This is a genomic window from Arthrobacter sp. 05N428_2 (assembly GCF_056397065.1).
The window spans coordinates 244,292-259,103 of record NZ_JBFTMR010000003.1 but is presented as its reverse complement, the minus strand read 5'-3'; the positions used below and the strand labels follow the sequence as shown (position 1 = coordinate 259,103).

Sequence of the window (14,812 nt, the reverse complement as noted above, 5' to 3'; positions counted from 1 at the left end):
TGTCTGAGTCAGCCAGTAATGTCATCCCTCGAACCTCCGATTGGAGGCGTTATCACTCGTTCCGTGGGGGAATGCATTTTGTCATCATCGAAGTCACGCCAATTAGTCGCCATAAAGTTTGCTGGGCTAGCCACCGCAGCGGCCTTGGCGATCAGTGGCTGTAACGAAAACACAACAAATAGGGATGCTGCCACAGCAAGCCTCAACGCGAGCAAAAACGAAGCCGTTGTCGTCCGGGTAATTGACGGGGATACCTTCGTCGCTTCGGCTGGCGGCGGCGAGAAAACCGTCAGACTCCTAAATGTCGATACACCCGAAACCAAGGATCCAAATGTGCCGGCTGAGTGCATGGGACCCGAAGCGACGAAGGCGTTGGAGGAGTTCCTGCCGGTCGGTTCCAAAGTCGTGCTCGAGCTGGACAAGGAACCACTGGATAAATACGGACGAACGCTGGCCGGCGTTCTCGACTCTTCCGGGCGGCTTGTAAACGCAGAAGTTGCGCGAAAGGGACTCGGTGTCCCCGTCCTCTTTGAGCCGAACCGGAAGTTCTACCAGCCGGTGGTGGATGCCTTTGAAGAGGCCCGCACGGCAGCGGCCGGACTCCATTCGACGAGCATCGCCTGCCTTCCCGCCCAGCAAGTGCAAGAGGCCACAAAGCTCGTCGATTCGCTAGTCGCGGGGCCGCTCGCCGATAACAACCTCGATCTTGACAAGGGGCACGCGGGTTTGGTGACGGCGCTGGCTACGGTTGTCGCACTTAAGGCAGCGGCGGAGGCAAATAACCTCGTTCACTGGGCCGCTTACGAACCGTCCCAGCGCAACGCCTTGGTCACTCGGCTGACTTCGGCGAACGCCGCTGGCTCCGGACGCCAGACCGCAATCGTGGCCAAAAAGAAGGCCCTTGCCGACGTCGCCGCGGAAGCCGCCCGCCAAGCCGCCGACGCCGCAGCTGCGGCGGCCGCACAGGCAGCCGAGGCGGAGAGGGTGCGAAACCTGCCCCCGGTGCCAGCCCCCTATGTTCCGCCTGCCTATGTGCCGCCGGCGTACGTACCACCTGCCTATGTCCCGCCGGCGCCGGTTCCCGGACCCAAGTACACCGGCCCCCGGTGCTACGCGCCCGGTGGAAAATCGTGGACCCCTTGCAGTAAGAAGTAGGTCAGGAACCGGTGTCGCCTGGTTCTTGGCAAGACGCCCCGTCAAAATAGCTCTAGAACCAGGAGACATCGTGCCCGAATTGCCCATGACCCCCGTCAGTCCGCTCGCCCCGGCTAGCTCTGTCAACACTGCCGACCTCTACGACGAGCGCGGCGGGGAGCTGGACTCCATCTCCCTGCAATTCCAGTCCCTCGGCGGCCACGCGCACTTCAGCGGCCCGGTCCGGACCATCCGCTGCCTGGAGGACAACGCCTTGGTGAAGTCCGTCCTGGGTACTCCGGGGAACGGCGCCGTCCTGGTGGTGGACGGCGGCGGCTCGTTGCGCACGGCGCTGTTGGGGGACCTGATCGCCGCGAGCGCCGTCGCCAACGGCTGGGCCGGCGTCGTGATCAACGGTGCCATCCGGGACCGGGTGGCGATCGCCGGACTGCCGTTGGGAGTGAAGGCGCTCGGCAGCAACCCGCGCAAAAGCGCGAAAGCCGGCGCCGGCGAGAGCGACGTGGAGCTGGAAATCGACGGCGTCGTGGTCCGGCCGGGTCAACTGATCTGGTGCGACCCGGATGGCATCCTGCTCGAACGCTGAGCGGGAGTGCGGAAGACGGGAACATTTCAGCCGTTAGGATAGTTACTGAAAGCAACCTTCCTGCTTGATCCCCAAAATCTTCCCCTTGGAGCAGTCATGTCCAAAACCACGTCCCCCCGCCTGCCCGGAGAGGTCCTGACCCACCGGCAGACCATCACCGTCATGGTGGGCCTCATGCTCGGGATGTTCCTGTCCTCCCTCGACCAGACAATCGTGTCGACGTCGATCTACACCATCGCGAACGACCTGGACGGCCTCTCGCTGCAGGCCTGGGCGACAACGGCGTACCTGATCACCTCCACGGTGAGTACACCGCTCTATGGCAAGCTCAGCGACATTTTCGGGCGCCGCCCGCTCTACCTGACCGCAATCCTGATCTTCCTGGCCGGATCCCTCTACGCGGGCTCGGTCCATTCCATGACTGAACTCGCGGTAGCCCGCGGCATCCAGGGCATGGGCGCCGGCGGTCTGCTGGCCCTCGCGTTGACCATCATCGGGGACATCGTGGCGTTGAAGGACCGCGCCAAGTTCCAGGGCTACTTCATGTCGGTCTTCGGCGTCTCCTCCGTGCTGGGGCCCGTGATCGGCGGAGCCTTTGCCGGTTCCGCCAATATTCTGGGTTTCGACGGCTGGCGCTGGGTCTTCTTCATCAACCTCCCGATCGGTCTGGCCGCCCTCGCCGTCGTGTTCCTGTACCTGCACCTGCCCGCCAAGCACGTGAAGCAGAAGATCGACTACTGGGGCGCCGCCGCCATCACCCTGGCGATCGTGCCGCTGCTCCTCGTCGCCGAGCAGGGTCGCACCTGGGGCTGGAGCTCCACCGGCGCCTTCCTCTGCTACGGCCTCGGCGTCGTTGGCATCATTGCGTTCCTGCTGGCCGAAAAGCGTGCCGGTGACTACGCCCTGATTCCGCTCCGGCTGTTCCGTAACATCACCTTCGGGCTCTCCTCACTGCTGAACTTCATCATCGGCGTCGGCATGTTCGGTGCGATCGCGATGCTGCCGATGTATCTCCAGCTGGTCAAGGGCCTGACCCCCACCGAGGCGGGCCTCATGATGATCACCTTCACGGTGGGCATCCTGACCGGTTCCATCACGGCCGGGCGGACCATTTCGGCCTCCGGCACCTACCGGATCTTCCCGATCCTGGGTACGGCCGTACTGACAGTGGCCGCCGTCGTCATGGGCCTGTCCCTCGGCGTCGACACACCGCTCTGGGTTCCGGGTGCAATCGCCGTGTTCTTCGGCCTGGGCCTGGGCTTCTGCATGCAGCCGCTCACCCTCGCCATGCAGGTCTCCGTTCCGGCCAAGGACATGGGGGTGGGCACCTCCTCCGCCGCCTTCTTCCGGTCCATGGGCGGCGCGGTGGGCACCGCGGTGTTCATCTCGATGCTCTTCAGCCTCGCGGCGGACAAGATTGCCACCGGCATGAAGGACGCCGTACAGAACGCGGACTACCTCAAGGTGCTTAAGGATCCTGCCGTGGCGGCCGACCCCGCCAACGCCAAGCTCTACGCGTTCTTCAAGAACGGCGCCAGCAACGACTCGCTGAACGATACGAGCTGGCTGCACACAGCCAATTCAGCGCTGACCCGGCCGATCACCGAAGGATTCGCCCAGTCCATCGACGCGGTCATGCTGACGGCGGCCGTGCTGACCGGTATCGCGTTCCTGATCACCTTCGCGCTGCCGAATAAGAAGCTCACGGATCCGAAGGCTGCCGCCAAGGAGGCGGTACCGGCCCACTAGGCTGGCACGTCACGGTCCACCCCACGTCGGCACTCGTGTGACGTGCATCCCGGTGGCGCCGGTGCAAGACTGGAGATTCGGCGTGAGCCGAGGACCACGATCTGCCGAGGAGCTTCCATGACCAAGAATGACCAGCCTGCCGCCAAGATCCCCGGACGGGTCATTTGGTTGGCGGTGGCGGGCGCCGTCGGCGGCTTCCTCTTCGGCTTCGACTCGTCCGTCGTCAATGGCGCGGTCGACGCCATCAAGGGGCAATTCGGACTGAGCGAGGCCGTGACCGGCTTCGCGGTCGCGGTGGCCCTGCTGGGCTGCGCGGTCGGTGCCTACCTGGCGGGACGGATCGCGGACCGTTACGGCCGTATCCCGGCGATGAAGATCGGTGCCTTGTTGTTCCTGGTCAGCGCCTTCGGCGCGGGGTTCGCTTTTGGCGTGTGGGACCTGGTGTTCTGGCGCCTCGTCGGCGGTCTGGGCATCGGCCTGGCCTCGGTGATTGCTCCGGCTTACATCTCCGAGATCTCGCCGCGCCGGGTGCGCGGCCGTCTGGCGTCTTTGCAGCAGCTCGCCATCACCACCGGCATTTTCGCTGCGCTCCTCTCCGACGCCGTGTTCGCCAACTCTGCCGGCGGCGCCGGGCATCCCCTTTATTTCGGTGTGGAGGCCTGGCGCTGGATGTTCGTCGCCGGGGCCGTCCCTGCCATCGTTTACGGCTGGGTCGCTTTTACGCTCCCCGAATCGCCGCGGTTCCTGGTGTTCAAGGGCAAGGAAGACGAGGCCCGCGAGGTGTTCGAGTCCATCGCACCGGATGAGGACACCGACCGCAGCCTGCGCGATATCAAGACCGCCATCGAGGAAGACTCGGCCGCCGGCAAGAAGGGCTCCCTGCGCGGCAAAGCGCTGGGCCTGCAGCCGGTCGTGTGGATCGGCATCATCCTGTCCGTGCTGCAGCAGTTCGTCGGCATAAACGTGATCTTCTACTACTCCACGACACTTTGGAAAGCGGTGGGCTTCCAGGAGAAGGACTCGCTCACGATCTCGGTGGCCACCGCGATCACCAACATCTTGGTGACCCTCGTGGCCATCGCGCTCGTGGACCGGGTGGGGCGCCGTCCGATCCTGCTGACCGGCTCCATCGGCATGGCCGTCTCGCTGGCGACGATGGCGGTCGCGTTCAGCTCGGCCACCGGTTCCGGCAGCGACATCACGCTTCCCGGCGCCTGGGGCCCGGCCGCCCTGGTGGCCGCCAACGTCTTCGTCATCAGCTTCGGCGCCTCCTGGGGTCCGCTGGTGTGGGTGCTGCTGGGCGAGATCTTCCCGTCCCGCATCCGCGCCCGCGCCCTGGGTCTGGCGGCGGCCGCCCAGTGGATCGCCAACTTTGCCATCACGTTGAGCTTCCCGGTGATGGCGGCGGCGTCCCTGCCGCTGACCTACGCCATGTACGCCGCGTTCGCTGCGGCGTCGTTCTTCTTTGTGATGTTCAAGGTGCCGGAAACCAACGGCATGGCGCTCGAGCAGGCAGAGACGCTTTTTGTGCCGAAGGGCTCGGCCAAGAAAAAGTAACGCCCGCGGCGCCCCGTTCGGGGGCACCGCGGGCGTAGGCACCGCGGGCGTAGGCACCGCGGGCCGGAGGCTCAGACCAGGTGCGGTTCGTGCGCGACCAGGTACCGGCGGCCGCCCAGGACCACGGCGATGGCGACCGCCAGCGCCGCGGCTGCGGCGAAGAACGGCACCTGCGGGCCGAAGTGTTCGCCCAGTTGCGCCGCCGCGAAGGGCGCCAGGGCGCCGCCCATCCAGCGCACGAAGTTGTAGCCGGCGGACGCGACCGGCCGGGGCGAATCCGAAACGCCCATGGCCAGCTCGGTGTAGATCGTGTTGTTGATCCCCAGCAGCGCGCCGGAAGCCACCACCAGGACGACGACGGCGGGCACCGAGTGCCCCGCGGCCAGTCCCAGACCGGCCAGGTCCAGGAGCAGCAGCGCCAGGGTGCCCGCGAGTGCCCGGACGGCTCCGAAACGCCGTTGCAGGACCGGGGCCACGAACACCGAGAACACGGCCACGGCCACGCCCCAGCCGAAGAACACGCCGCCGATTCCGTAGGCATCCATGCCGAGGATGAACGGCGTGAAGGCGAGGATGGTGAAGAAGCCGTAGTTGTAGAACAGCCCGCTGGCCGCCGTGGTCCGCAGCCCCCGGTGGCCCAGGGCCAGCAGCGGGTCCCGGAGCCGGACCTTGCGTTCCGGCCGCGGGGTTTTAGGCAGCAGGGCGAGCAGGGCGATCAGAGCCGCTGCCATCAGGACCGCGGTGCCGAAGAACGGGGCACGCCACTGCCAGCCGCCCAGCAGGGCGCCGAGCAGCGGGCCGAGCGAGATGCCCAGGCCCAGCGCGGCCTCGTACAGGATGATGGCGGTTCCGGCGCCGCCGCTGGCGACGCCCACGATCACCGCCAGCGCGGTGGCCACGAACAGTGCGTTGCCCAGCCCCCAGCCGGCGCGGAAGCCGACCAGTTCGCTCACGTTGCCGGAGATGCCGGCGAGCGAGGCGAACACGACGATTATGGCGAGACCGACCAGCAGCGTGCGCTTGCCGCCGATCCGGGACGAAACGAAGCCGGTGATCAGCATGGCGATCGCGGTAACCAGGAAGTAGCTGGTAAACAGCAAGGACACCTGGCTGGGGCTGGCGTCGAGGTTCTTGGCAATGGCCGGCAGGATGGGGTCCACCAGGCCGATCCCCATGAACGCGAACACCGCCGCCAGGGCCGTCGCCCAGACCGCCTTGGGCTGCCTGAGCAGCGAAGCCTTTTCGGCTTCGAGGGTTGATGCTGCTTCCGGCGCGGGGGCCGTGAGCTGGCCATCCATGGAGGGCACTCCTAATGTCGTGGTTGGTCTTGCTGTGGTTCGTTCTGCCGTGGTTCGAGGCAGGCTGGGGTTGTCAGGGCTGCAGCGACTCGTTGATCCGGCCGATCACCGGGAGGGCGGCCGCGAGCGCCTGGCGTTCCCGGTCCGTCAGTGATCCCAGGATCCCTGCCATCACCGCGTTCCGGCGCGTGTTAGCGGATTCGACGGCGGCGTGACCCTCGGCGGTGAGCTTCACCCGGACGGCCCGGGAGTCGGCAGGGTCGGCCTCCCGCCGGACCAGGCCGGCCCGTTCGAGCTTGATGATCTGCTCGGTGGCACTGGGCACCTTGACGCCGAGATTCCGGGCAATCTCGCCCACGCGAACGCCGTCGTCGACCGCGTCCAGCAGCATCTTCAGCGTGCTGAGCTGCGCGGCGCTGAGCTCTCCCTCGGCGTCCAACCGCCGGACCAGATAAATGCTGTGACGCAGGGCCTCGCGGAAATCCCCGGACAGCTCGAGCAGGTCGGGATCCGGCAGCGGTTGATCGTTCATAGTTAGGAAGCCTAACAGTTAGGCACCCTAATAGCCAGCCGGGGCCGAATCCAGCGCCTACAGCCTCAGTTTCATGCCCTCGTGGCTGGCGGCGAACCCCAGCCGTTCGTAGAAGCGATGTGCAGCCGTCCGCGACTTGTCGGTGGTGAGCTGCACCAGTGAACAGTCCCGGCGCCGCGATTCCGCGAGCGCCCACCGCACCATGGCGGCCCCAACGCCTTGACCGCGCAGTTCGCGGGCTACCCGCACGGATTCGAGCTGCGCGCGCCACGAGCCGCGCCGGCTCCCTCCCGCTCGGAGCCCAGCTGGTCCTCGGCGAGCAGGGCGAGAATGTCGGGCAGGTCCCGCCGGACCGCGGAGCGCAGCCGGACCGTCCCGTCGTCGACGCCGAATGTTAGCAGGGCGGACCGGCCGGTCGTGTTGGAAGTCACATGTCCAGCCTGCCATGACGGCGGGCGGATTGTCCGACAATGCACCCCGACCCCTCAGCATGTACCTTTGAAAGGCTGATTTGTAACCGCCGTCACTTGACCGCGGCGGACAACACTAAGGATTGTTGAAATGCCCGAACAGACAACCGCGGAGCAGAGAACTGTCTCCAGCCGCGACTCCGAGCCCCATCTAGCCCGCTCGTTGAGCAACCGGCACATCCAGCTGCTGGCCATCGGCGGGGCGATCGGCACCGGCCTCTTCATGGGCTCCGGCAAGACCATCTCGGTGGCCGGACCGTCCGTGATCTTCGTGTACATGATCATCGGCTTCATGCTGTTCTTCGTGATGCGCGCCATGGGCCAGCTGCTGCTGTCCAACCTGAATTACAAGTCCTTCAGCGACTTCGCCGGCGACCTGCTGGGCCCTTGGGCCGGCTTCTTCACCGGCTGGACCTACTGGTTCTGCTGGGTGGTCACCGGCGTGGCGGACGTGATTGCGATCGCCGGCTACGCCGAGGAGCTCTGGCCGGGCGTCCAGCTGTGGGTCCCCGGGGTCGCGACCATCGTCATCCTGCTGCTGCTGAACCTCCCGACCGTCAAGGCGTTCGGCGAGACCGAGTTCTGGTTCGCCCTGATCAAGATTGTCGCCATCGTGGCGCTGATCGTGGTCGGCCTGGTCATGATCTTCACCGGCTTCCAGTCGAACGTCGGCACCGCAAGCTTCAGCAACCTGTGGAGCCACGGCGGCTTCTTCCCCAAGGAATTCATGGGTTTCGTGGCCGGCTTCCAGATTGCCGTGTTCGCGTTTGTGGGCATCGAGCTGGTCGGCACCGCCGCCGCCGAAACCAAGAACCCGGAGCACAACCTGCCGCGCGCCATCAACGCGATCCCGCTGCGCGTCATGCTGTTCTACGTGGGCGCCCTCATCATCCTGATGTCGGTCACGCCGTGGACCGGCTTCAAGGCCGGCCAGAGTCCTTTCATCGCGATGTTCTCCCTCGCCGGCCTCGGCATGGCGGCCACGGTGGTGAACCTGGTGGTGCTGACCTCTGCCATGTCCTCGGCCAACTCGGGCATCTATTCGACTTCCCGAATGGTGTACGGGCTGGCCAACGACGGCGACGCGCCCAAGCTCTTCGGCCGGCTGTCCAGCCGCAAGGTCCCGCAGAACGCCTTGTTCCTGTCCTGCGTGCTGCTGCTCGCCGGCGTCGCCCTGCTCTACGCGGGCAAGGACGTGGGCGTGGCGTTCGACATGGTCACCACGGTGTCCGCCGTCTGCTTCATGTTTGTCTGGAGCATCATCCTGGCCAGCTACCTGGTATTCCGGAAGCGCCGTCCGGCGCTGCACAAGGCCTCGACGTTCAAGATGCCCGGCGGCATTCCGATGGTCTGGGTGGTGTTCGCATTCTTCGCGTTCCTGGTCTGGGCGCTGACCACGCAGCCGGACACCCTCATTGCCCTGCTGGTCACCCCGCTCTGGTTCGCGATCCTTGGCGGTGCCTACGCCGTCGTCCGCCGTTCGCCGCTGCACCAGGCACGGGTCACGGAGTGGAAGGCGATGGCCAACAGGGAAACCGCTCTGGCCGACGGCGAAACCGCCCTGGCCGGCCGCTCCTGACACGCCGGCGCTGAGGCGCCGGCGCTGGCACGACGAACCCTCCCCCGCATGCTGCGGGGGAGGGTTTGTCGTTGCGGTGCAGCAGGTATGGCTAGACGGCGGCCTTCGCCTCCTCGACGAGCCCGCAGACGGCCGGGAACAGCGGGTGCCCGGCGTCCAGGCCGGTGATCTGCGCCGTGGCATCCTCCGGGGTGGAGGAGTTCAGGAGCTGCGCCAGCTCAACGGCCTCGGCGTCGGCAGGGTCGTTGAAGCGCAGAGCGGCCGCGATCGCGCCGAGGAGTGCCTCGGGGACGATCCCGCGCTCGGCCAGTTCCGCCGCAGGACCGATAAAGCGCTCGTGCCGGCCGAGCTTGCGCAGCGGTGCCCGCCCTACCCGGTTCACGGTATCCGGGAGGTGCGGGTTGGAGAAGCGGCCGAGGATCTTCTGCACGTAGGCTTCCTGCTCGTCGCGGTTGAAGCCATGCTTGGCCACCAGCAGTTCCTTGGTTTCGTCCAGGACGGCGCGCACATCCGCGGCGACGTCCTGGTCCGCCATGGCGTCGGAAATCTTCTCCAGCCCGGCCTGGTAGCCGAAGTACGCGGCGGAAGCGTGCCCGGTGTTGACCGTGAAGAGCTTCCGCTCGATGTAGGGCGCCAGGTCGTCCACGAACGTCGCTCCCGGAATCACCGGCTCCTTGCCCGCGAACGGGGTTCGGTCGATGACCCACTCGTAGAACGTCTCCACCGTGACGTCCAGGCCTTGGCCGGCCGCCTGGTTGGGCACGATCCGGTCCACCGCCGTGTTGGCGAACACGGCGGCGTCGTCCAGGGAACCCGCCGCCGGGTCCCACTGGGCGACAACTTCGGATTTCAGGATGTCGGTCGCGTTGATGGCGTTCTCGCACGCCATTACCTGCAACGGCGCCAGTTCCGCCGCCCGGGCCGCGATCCCCTTGGCGATCACGGGCGCCACGAACTTGAGGATGTGCGGTCCCACGGCGGTGGTGACGATGTCCGCCGTCGCGATTTCCGCGACGACGTCGGCTTCCTGGGTGCCGGAGTTCAGCGCGCGGAAGTTGTCCACGGTCCGCACCGCGGGGTTGTCCCCCACCTCGTGGACCTGGTAGCTGTCCGTTGCGGCGAGCTGGGTGATGAGGGCGTCCACGACATCCGCGAACACCACCTCATACCCGGCCTCGTGCAGCAGCAGTCCGACGAACCCGCGGCCGATGTTTCCGGCTCCGAAATGAACAGCCTTCACTAGGAATTGACCTTTCCGAACAAGTCGAGCACTTCATCGACGGTGGTGGCCGCCTCCAGCTGCGCGACCTGGGCCTTGTTGGTGAAGACCTTGGCGATGGAGGACAGGATCTGGAGGTGCTCGTTGTTGATGCCGGCGACGCCGACGACGAACTTGACCTCTTTGCCGTTCCAGTCGATGCCATTCGGGTAGCGGACCACCGAGACGGCGGACTTCATGATGTGGTCCTTCGCTGCGTTGGTGCCGTGCGGGATCGCGAGGTAGCTGCCCATGTAGGTGGACACGGATTCCTCCCGCTCGTGCATGGCCGCCAGGTAGCCGGTGTCGACGGCGCCGCGCTCCAGAAGCAACCGGCCCGCCTCGTCGATCGCGGCGTCACGGGTGGTTGCCGTGCCGCTGAGGACCACGCTGTCGGCCGCCAGGATGCCTGAAGGGCCGGCTTCGGTCTCGGGTTCGGCGACGGCGGTCGCTGTCGCCGCCGCTCCGGCGCCGGCCAGGCCTTCGCCCGCAGCACCCGAACCGTCGGCCGGCGCGTTGCTGCTCCGGACCAGCTCCACCACGTCGTCGTACTTCGGCGAGTTCATGAAGTTGTCCACCGAGACGTGCACCGCGCTGGCCGTGGCGGGTTTGGCCCGTTCGGTCAGGTCCTGGTGCGTGATGACGACGTCGTAGGTGTCGCTGAGGTTCGCGATGGCGGAATTGGTGACCTTGACGTCCGGGTAGCCGGCCGCCTTGATCTTGTTGCGCAGCACCGAGGCGCCCATGGCGCTGGAGCCCATGCCGGCGTCGCAGGCAAAGACAATGTTCTTGACCGGACCGGCCAGCACCGCGACGCTCCCGGCACCCGCCCCGGCTCCCGCGAGGGCGGAGGAGACGGAGCTCTTCTTGCCCTTCATGGTTTCCATCCGGGTGGTCGCGGCGCCGAGTTCATCCTCGTCCGCGGTCTTGCTGGTCTTCAGGATGACCGAGGCAATCAGGAAGGACACGGTGGCGGCCAACAGCACCGACAGGGCTACGCCCAGCAGGCTATCGGCCGGCGTCGCGGCGAACACCGCGATGATACTGCCCGGGGCGGCCGGCGAGCGCAGACCTGCGCCGGTCAGGACGAGGGTGAAGATGCCGGTCATGCCGCCGCCGATCGCGGCGAGGATGATGATCGGCTTCATCAGCACGAACGGGAAGTAGATCTCGTGGATGCCGCCGACGAACTGGATCAGCGCGGCACCGGGGGCCGAGGCCTTGGCCATGCCCTTGCCGAAAAGCATGTAGGCGAGCAGGATGCCGACGCCGGGGCCGGGGTTGGCCTCGAGCAGGAACAGGATGGATTTGCCCTGCGTGAGCGCCTGTTCCGTACCCAGCGGGGTCAGGATGCCGTGGTTGACCGCGTTGTTCAAGAAGAGGACCTTCGCGGGCTCGATGAAGATGCTCGTGAAGGGCAGCAGGCCGTTGTGGACCAGGAACTCGACGACGGCGCTGGCGCCGTTGCTGAAGGCCTTCACCACCGGGCCGATCACCAGCATGCCGAAGATGGCCATGATGGCGGCGACGATGCCCGCGGTGAAGTTGTCGATCAGCATCTCGAAGCCGGGCTTGACCTTGTTCTCCCAGAGGCTTTCGATCTTCTTCATGATCCATGCCGTCAGCGGGCCCATGATCATGGCGCCGATGAACATCGGGATGTCTGTTCCGACGATCACGCCCATGGTGGCGGCCGCGCCGACGACGCCGCCGCGGACGCCGTAGACCATGCGGCCGCCGGTGTAGCCGATCAGGAGCGGCAGCAGGTACGTGATCATCGGGCTGACCAGTTTGGCCAGGTCCGTGTTGGGGGTGAAGCCTGCGGGGATGAAGAAGGCGGTAATGATGCCCCAGGCAATGAAGGCGCCAATGTTGGGCATGATCATCCCGGAGAGGAAGGTGCCAAATTTCTGGACGCCGACCCGCACGCTGCTTCGGGGTTTCGCAACTGTCTCTGTTGCCATCTGATTTCCTAACCGTGATTCCTGCTGCACCGCAGGTTTGGCCGATATTTTCGACGAGCTAGCTGGTGGAACTGGTGGAGATCCGGTGAAGCCATTCAAGGAAGAGCTTGAGTTCGGAGCTGGAGAGCTGGTCCGAGTGCGAAGCCTGCAGCGCAGCATTCAGCGCGATGGCAGCCACCACCACCGGGGATTTCCCGGTGTCCTCCGGCGCGGCCTCCCGGGCCTGCTCCGTGGAGACCGCGAAGATCATCGCGTCGCGGGTCATGACCGAGAGTTCAAGGTTGCGCTCCGGCGCCTTCTCCGTGATCAGCATGAGGGTCACGCCCACATTGGCGGCCAGGATGCTCCGGGCCGCCTCCCTCGGCGGGACAGCGAGCTGGCCGGCCACCGCGGCCTTGTTCAGCATTTCCTCCATCAGCGCCTCGGCGTCGGCGACGACGGCGGGACGGCTTTCCGGGCGGATGTTACCGAACATGACAAGGTAGAGTTCCGGCTGCTTGAGCCCGAACTGGACGTGCTGGTCCCACATCCGCCGGATGTCCTCCAGCGGCATGCCGGACGGGGCGAAGTCGCGTTCACCGGCCACGTATTCCTCGAAGCCCGCGGCCACGACTGCGTCAAACAGCCCTTCCTTGTCCCCGAAGTGGTGATAGAGGGTGGGGGCGGTCACCCCTGCCAGCTGGGTGATCTGGCGGGTGGAAACGGCGGCCCCCCCGGACTTGGCCAGCAACCCGGCGGCTGCGCGGAGCAGCCGGGTTTTGGGCGGTAGCTGGCCAATGGTACTCATGACCGCTACCCTAGCACCTATAGCAATGCTATATGAAGTGCATCACAGGCACTTTTTTCAGGTACCGCTTTTCAAGTACAGCGAGCTGCAGGTTGACGTAGCGGACAGCCGCGGGAAGTCTAGGATGCAGCGGCTCAGTGGCACCTGAACTGGCTTACTGGCTCACGGCAGAGAATGAGGACTTTCAGTGCAGAACTTCCAAGGTGTAGGCGTCAGCCCCGGCCGGATCATCGGCACCATTCGCCAGATGCCCAAAGCGGTCAGCGAGCCGCCGGCAGGCGAGCAGCTCCCGGCCGGCGTCTCCGCCGAGGACGCGACGGCGGCGCTGAAGACGGCGGCGAAGGCGGTCCACGACGAGCTCAAGGCCAGGTCCGAGACGGTCAGCGGGGACGGCAAGGCGGTGCTCGAAGCCACCGCGCTGATGGCAACGGATACCATGCTGCTGAAGTCCGCCGCCAAACTGATCGGCCGCGGCACGTCCAACCAGCGAGCCATCTGGGAGGCCGGCGCTTCCGTCTCGGAGATGCTGCACAACCTCGGCGGCTACATGGCCGAGCGAGCCACCGACGTGCTGGACGTCCGTGCCCGGATCGTGGCCGAACTGCGCGGCGTCGCTGCACCGGGTATCCCCACCTCCGGCACCCCGTTCATCCTGATTGCCGAAGACCTTGCTCCGGCGGACACGGCCACGCTTGACCCCGAGAAAGTGCTGGCGCTGCTCACGGCCGGCGGCGGCCCGCAGTCCCACACCGCCATCATCGCCCGCTCTTTGGGGCTGCCCGCCGTCGTCGCCGCCGCGGGCGTCGACGCGCTCCCGGACGGCACGGAGGTCTACGTCGACGGCGCCGCCGGCACCATCGTTGCGGAGCCGGACGACGCCCAGCGCGCCGCCGCGGAAAACTGGGCCGCGACAGCGTCGCTGCTGGCCGCCTTTGACGGTTCCGGCACGACGGCGGACGGCCACCTCGTACCGCTCCTGGCCAACGTCGGCGGCGCCAAGGACGCCGTAGCCGCCGCCGGGCTCAACGCCCAGGGCGTAGGCCTGTTCCGGACCGAGTTCTGCTTCCTCGAACGGGACACCGAACCCACCTTGGACGAACAGGCCGCCGCGTACAAGGGCGTCTTCGACGCCTTCCCCGGCAAGAAGGTGGTGCTCCGCACCCTCGACGCCGGCGCGGACAAGCCGCTCCCGTTCCTGACCGACGCCACCGAGCCCAACCCGGCCCTCGGCGTCCGCGGCTACCGGACCGACTTCACCACCCCCGGTGTGCTGGAACGCCAGCTGCAGGCGATCGCCCGGGCGGAGCAGGATTCCGAGGCGGACGTCTGGGTGATGGCGCCGATGATTTCAACGGCGGAGGAGGCCGCGCGCTTCGCCTCGCTGTGCGCCGCGGCCGGGATCAAGACGCCGGGCGTCATGGTGGAGGTTCCGTCCGCGGCCCTCACGGCGGAGGCCATCCTCCGGGAGGTGGGCTTCGCCAGCCTGGGCACCAACGACCTTACCCAGTACGCAATGGCCGCCGACCGGCAGCTGGGCCCGCTGGCGGCACTGAACACCCCATGGCAGCCGGCCGTGCTCCGGCTGGTGCGCCTCACGGTGGAGGGTTCCGCCGCGGAAGGCCACGCCAAACCGGTGGGCGTCTGCGGCGAGGCCGCGGCGGATCCGGCCCTCGCCGTCGTGCTGACCGGACTGGGAGTGACCACCCTGTCCATGACCGCGCGCTCCATTGCCGCCGTCGCCGCCGTGCTGAAGACGGTCACGCTGGCCGAGGCGAAGGAGCTGGCCACCCTGGCCCTTTCCGCCCCGAGCGCCACCGAGGCGCGCGCGTGGGTCCGGGCGAAGCTGCCCGTGCTGGAGGAGCTGGGCCTATAACCGGGGT

General features: G+C 66.7%; 13 protein-coding genes. 6 read left to right on the top strand and 7 right to left on the bottom strand.

Going from position 1 to position 14,812, the window contains the following annotated elements:
- Positions 1–144 precede the first annotated feature (144 nt).
- From AC1DGI_RS04555 to AC1DGI_RS04540, 4 genes are all read left to right on the top strand, one after another.
- Positions 145–1,155 carry a thermonuclease family protein gene (locus AC1DGI_RS04555; RefSeq protein WP_476897926.1) on the top strand — a complete coding sequence of 337 codons (1,011 nt, stop codon included), beginning with the start codon at positions 145–147 and terminating at the stop codon, positions 1,153–1,155.
- 85 nt (positions 1,156–1,240) lie between these two features.
- Positions 1,241–1,738, top strand: a complete 498-nt coding sequence (rraA, locus tag AC1DGI_RS04550) for a ribonuclease E activity regulator RraA (RefSeq protein ID WP_476897954.1) — start codon at positions 1,241–1,243, stop codon at positions 1,736–1,738.
- Between the two features lie 96 nt (positions 1,739–1,834).
- The gene (locus AC1DGI_RS04545; protein ID WP_476897925.1) at positions 1,835–3,487 is read left to right on the top strand and encodes an MDR family MFS transporter; all 1,653 of its coding nucleotides are present in this window, start codon (positions 1,835–1,837) and stop codon (positions 3,485–3,487) included.
- 117 nt (positions 3,488–3,604) lie between these two features.
- Positions 3,605–5,044, top strand: coding sequence for a sugar porter family MFS transporter (locus tag AC1DGI_RS04540; protein WP_476897924.1), 1,440 nt, complete (start codon positions 3,605–3,607; stop codon positions 5,042–5,044).
- 71 nt (positions 5,045–5,115) lie between these two features.
- Here the strand turns inward: AC1DGI_RS04540 and AC1DGI_RS04535 are convergent, their stop codons facing one another.
- From AC1DGI_RS04535 to AC1DGI_RS04520, 4 genes are all read right to left on the bottom strand, one after another.
- Complete coding sequence (locus tag AC1DGI_RS04535; RefSeq protein WP_441402478.1) at positions 5,116–6,342, bottom strand: MFS transporter; 1,227 nt, start codon at positions 6,340–6,342, stop codon at positions 5,116–5,118.
- Between the two features lie 73 nt (positions 6,343–6,415).
- Complete coding sequence (locus AC1DGI_RS04530) at positions 6,416–6,874, bottom strand: MarR family winged helix-turn-helix transcriptional regulator (protein WP_441402477.1); 459 nt, start codon at positions 6,872–6,874, stop codon at positions 6,416–6,418.
- Between the two features lie 57 nt (positions 6,875–6,931).
- Entirely contained in the window at positions 6,932–7,123 is a 192-nt protein-coding gene (locus AC1DGI_RS04525; protein ID WP_441402476.1) for a GNAT family N-acetyltransferase, read from the bottom strand.
- Positions 7,114–7,305: a hypothetical protein gene (locus AC1DGI_RS04520; RefSeq protein ID WP_441402475.1), complete on the bottom strand. Its 192-nt coding sequence runs from the start codon at positions 7,303–7,305 to the stop codon at positions 7,114–7,116. The genes AC1DGI_RS04525 and AC1DGI_RS04520 overlap by 10 nt, the downstream gene beginning before the upstream one ends.
- Before the next feature lie 130 nt (positions 7,306–7,435).
- Between AC1DGI_RS04520 and AC1DGI_RS04515 the strand changes: the two genes are divergently transcribed.
- Positions 7,436–8,923: an amino acid permease gene (locus AC1DGI_RS04515; RefSeq protein ID WP_441402474.1), complete on the top strand. Its 1,488-nt coding sequence runs from the start codon at positions 7,436–7,438 to the stop codon at positions 8,921–8,923.
- A gap of 91 nt (positions 8,924–9,014) precedes the next feature.
- On the opposite strand, the gene AC1DGI_RS04510 is transcribed toward AC1DGI_RS04515, so the two are convergent.
- The 3 genes from AC1DGI_RS04510 to AC1DGI_RS04500 are packed head-to-tail and all read right to left on the bottom strand — an operon-like array spanning position 9,015 to position 12,932.
- Positions 9,015–10,163, bottom strand: a complete 1,149-nt coding sequence (locus AC1DGI_RS04510) for a mannitol-1-phosphate 5-dehydrogenase (protein WP_476897923.1) — start codon at positions 10,161–10,163, stop codon at positions 9,015–9,017.
- Positions 10,163–12,145, bottom strand: coding sequence for a PTS mannitol transporter subunit IICBA (locus tag AC1DGI_RS04505; protein ID WP_476897922.1), 1,983 nt, complete (start codon positions 12,143–12,145; stop codon positions 10,163–10,165). Before AC1DGI_RS04505 ends, AC1DGI_RS04510 begins: the two co-directional genes overlap by 1 nt.
- 58 nt (positions 12,146–12,203) lie before the next feature.
- The gene (locus AC1DGI_RS04500) at positions 12,204–12,932 is read right to left on the bottom strand and encodes a TetR/AcrR family transcriptional regulator (protein WP_441403631.1); all 729 of its coding nucleotides are present in this window, start codon (positions 12,930–12,932) and stop codon (positions 12,204–12,206) included.
- Positions 12,933–13,119: 187 nt separating this feature from the next.
- Between AC1DGI_RS04500 and ptsP the strand changes: the two genes are divergently transcribed.
- Entirely contained in the window at positions 13,120–14,805 is a 1,686-nt protein-coding gene (gene ptsP / locus AC1DGI_RS04495; protein WP_476897921.1) for a phosphoenolpyruvate--protein phosphotransferase, read from the top strand.
- The last annotated feature ends 7 nt before the right edge of the window (positions 14,806–14,812 follow it).

Bases quoted from the DNA above. Each gene is read 5' to 3' on its own strand.
- AC1DGI_RS04505 (WP_476897922.1), bottom strand. From the start codon at position 12,145: ATGGCAACAGAGACAGTTGCGAAACCCCGAAGCAGCGTGCGGGTCGGC.
- AC1DGI_RS04515 (WP_441402474.1), top strand. From the start codon at position 7,436: ATGCCCGAACAGACAACCGCGGAGCAGAGAACTGTCTCCAGCCGCGAC.
- rraA (WP_476897954.1), top strand. From the start codon at position 1,241: ATGACCCCCGTCAGTCCGCTCGCCCCGGCTAGCTCTGTCAACACTGCC.
- AC1DGI_RS04530 (WP_441402477.1), bottom strand. From the start codon at position 6,874: ATGAACGATCAACCGCTGCCGGATCCCGACCTGCTCGAGCTGTCCGGG.
- AC1DGI_RS04535 (WP_441402478.1), bottom strand. From the start codon at position 6,342: ATGGATGGCCAGCTCACGGCCCCCGCGCCGGAAGCAGCATCAACCCTC.
- AC1DGI_RS04545 (WP_476897925.1), top strand. From the start codon at position 1,835: ATGTCCAAAACCACGTCCCCCCGCCTGCCCGGAGAGGTCCTGACCCAC.
- AC1DGI_RS04540 (WP_476897924.1), top strand. From the start codon at position 3,605: ATGACCAAGAATGACCAGCCTGCCGCCAAGATCCCCGGACGGGTCATT.
- AC1DGI_RS04500 (WP_441403631.1), bottom strand. From the start codon at position 12,932: ATGAGTACCATTGGCCAGCTACCGCCCAAAACCCGGCTGCTCCGCGCA.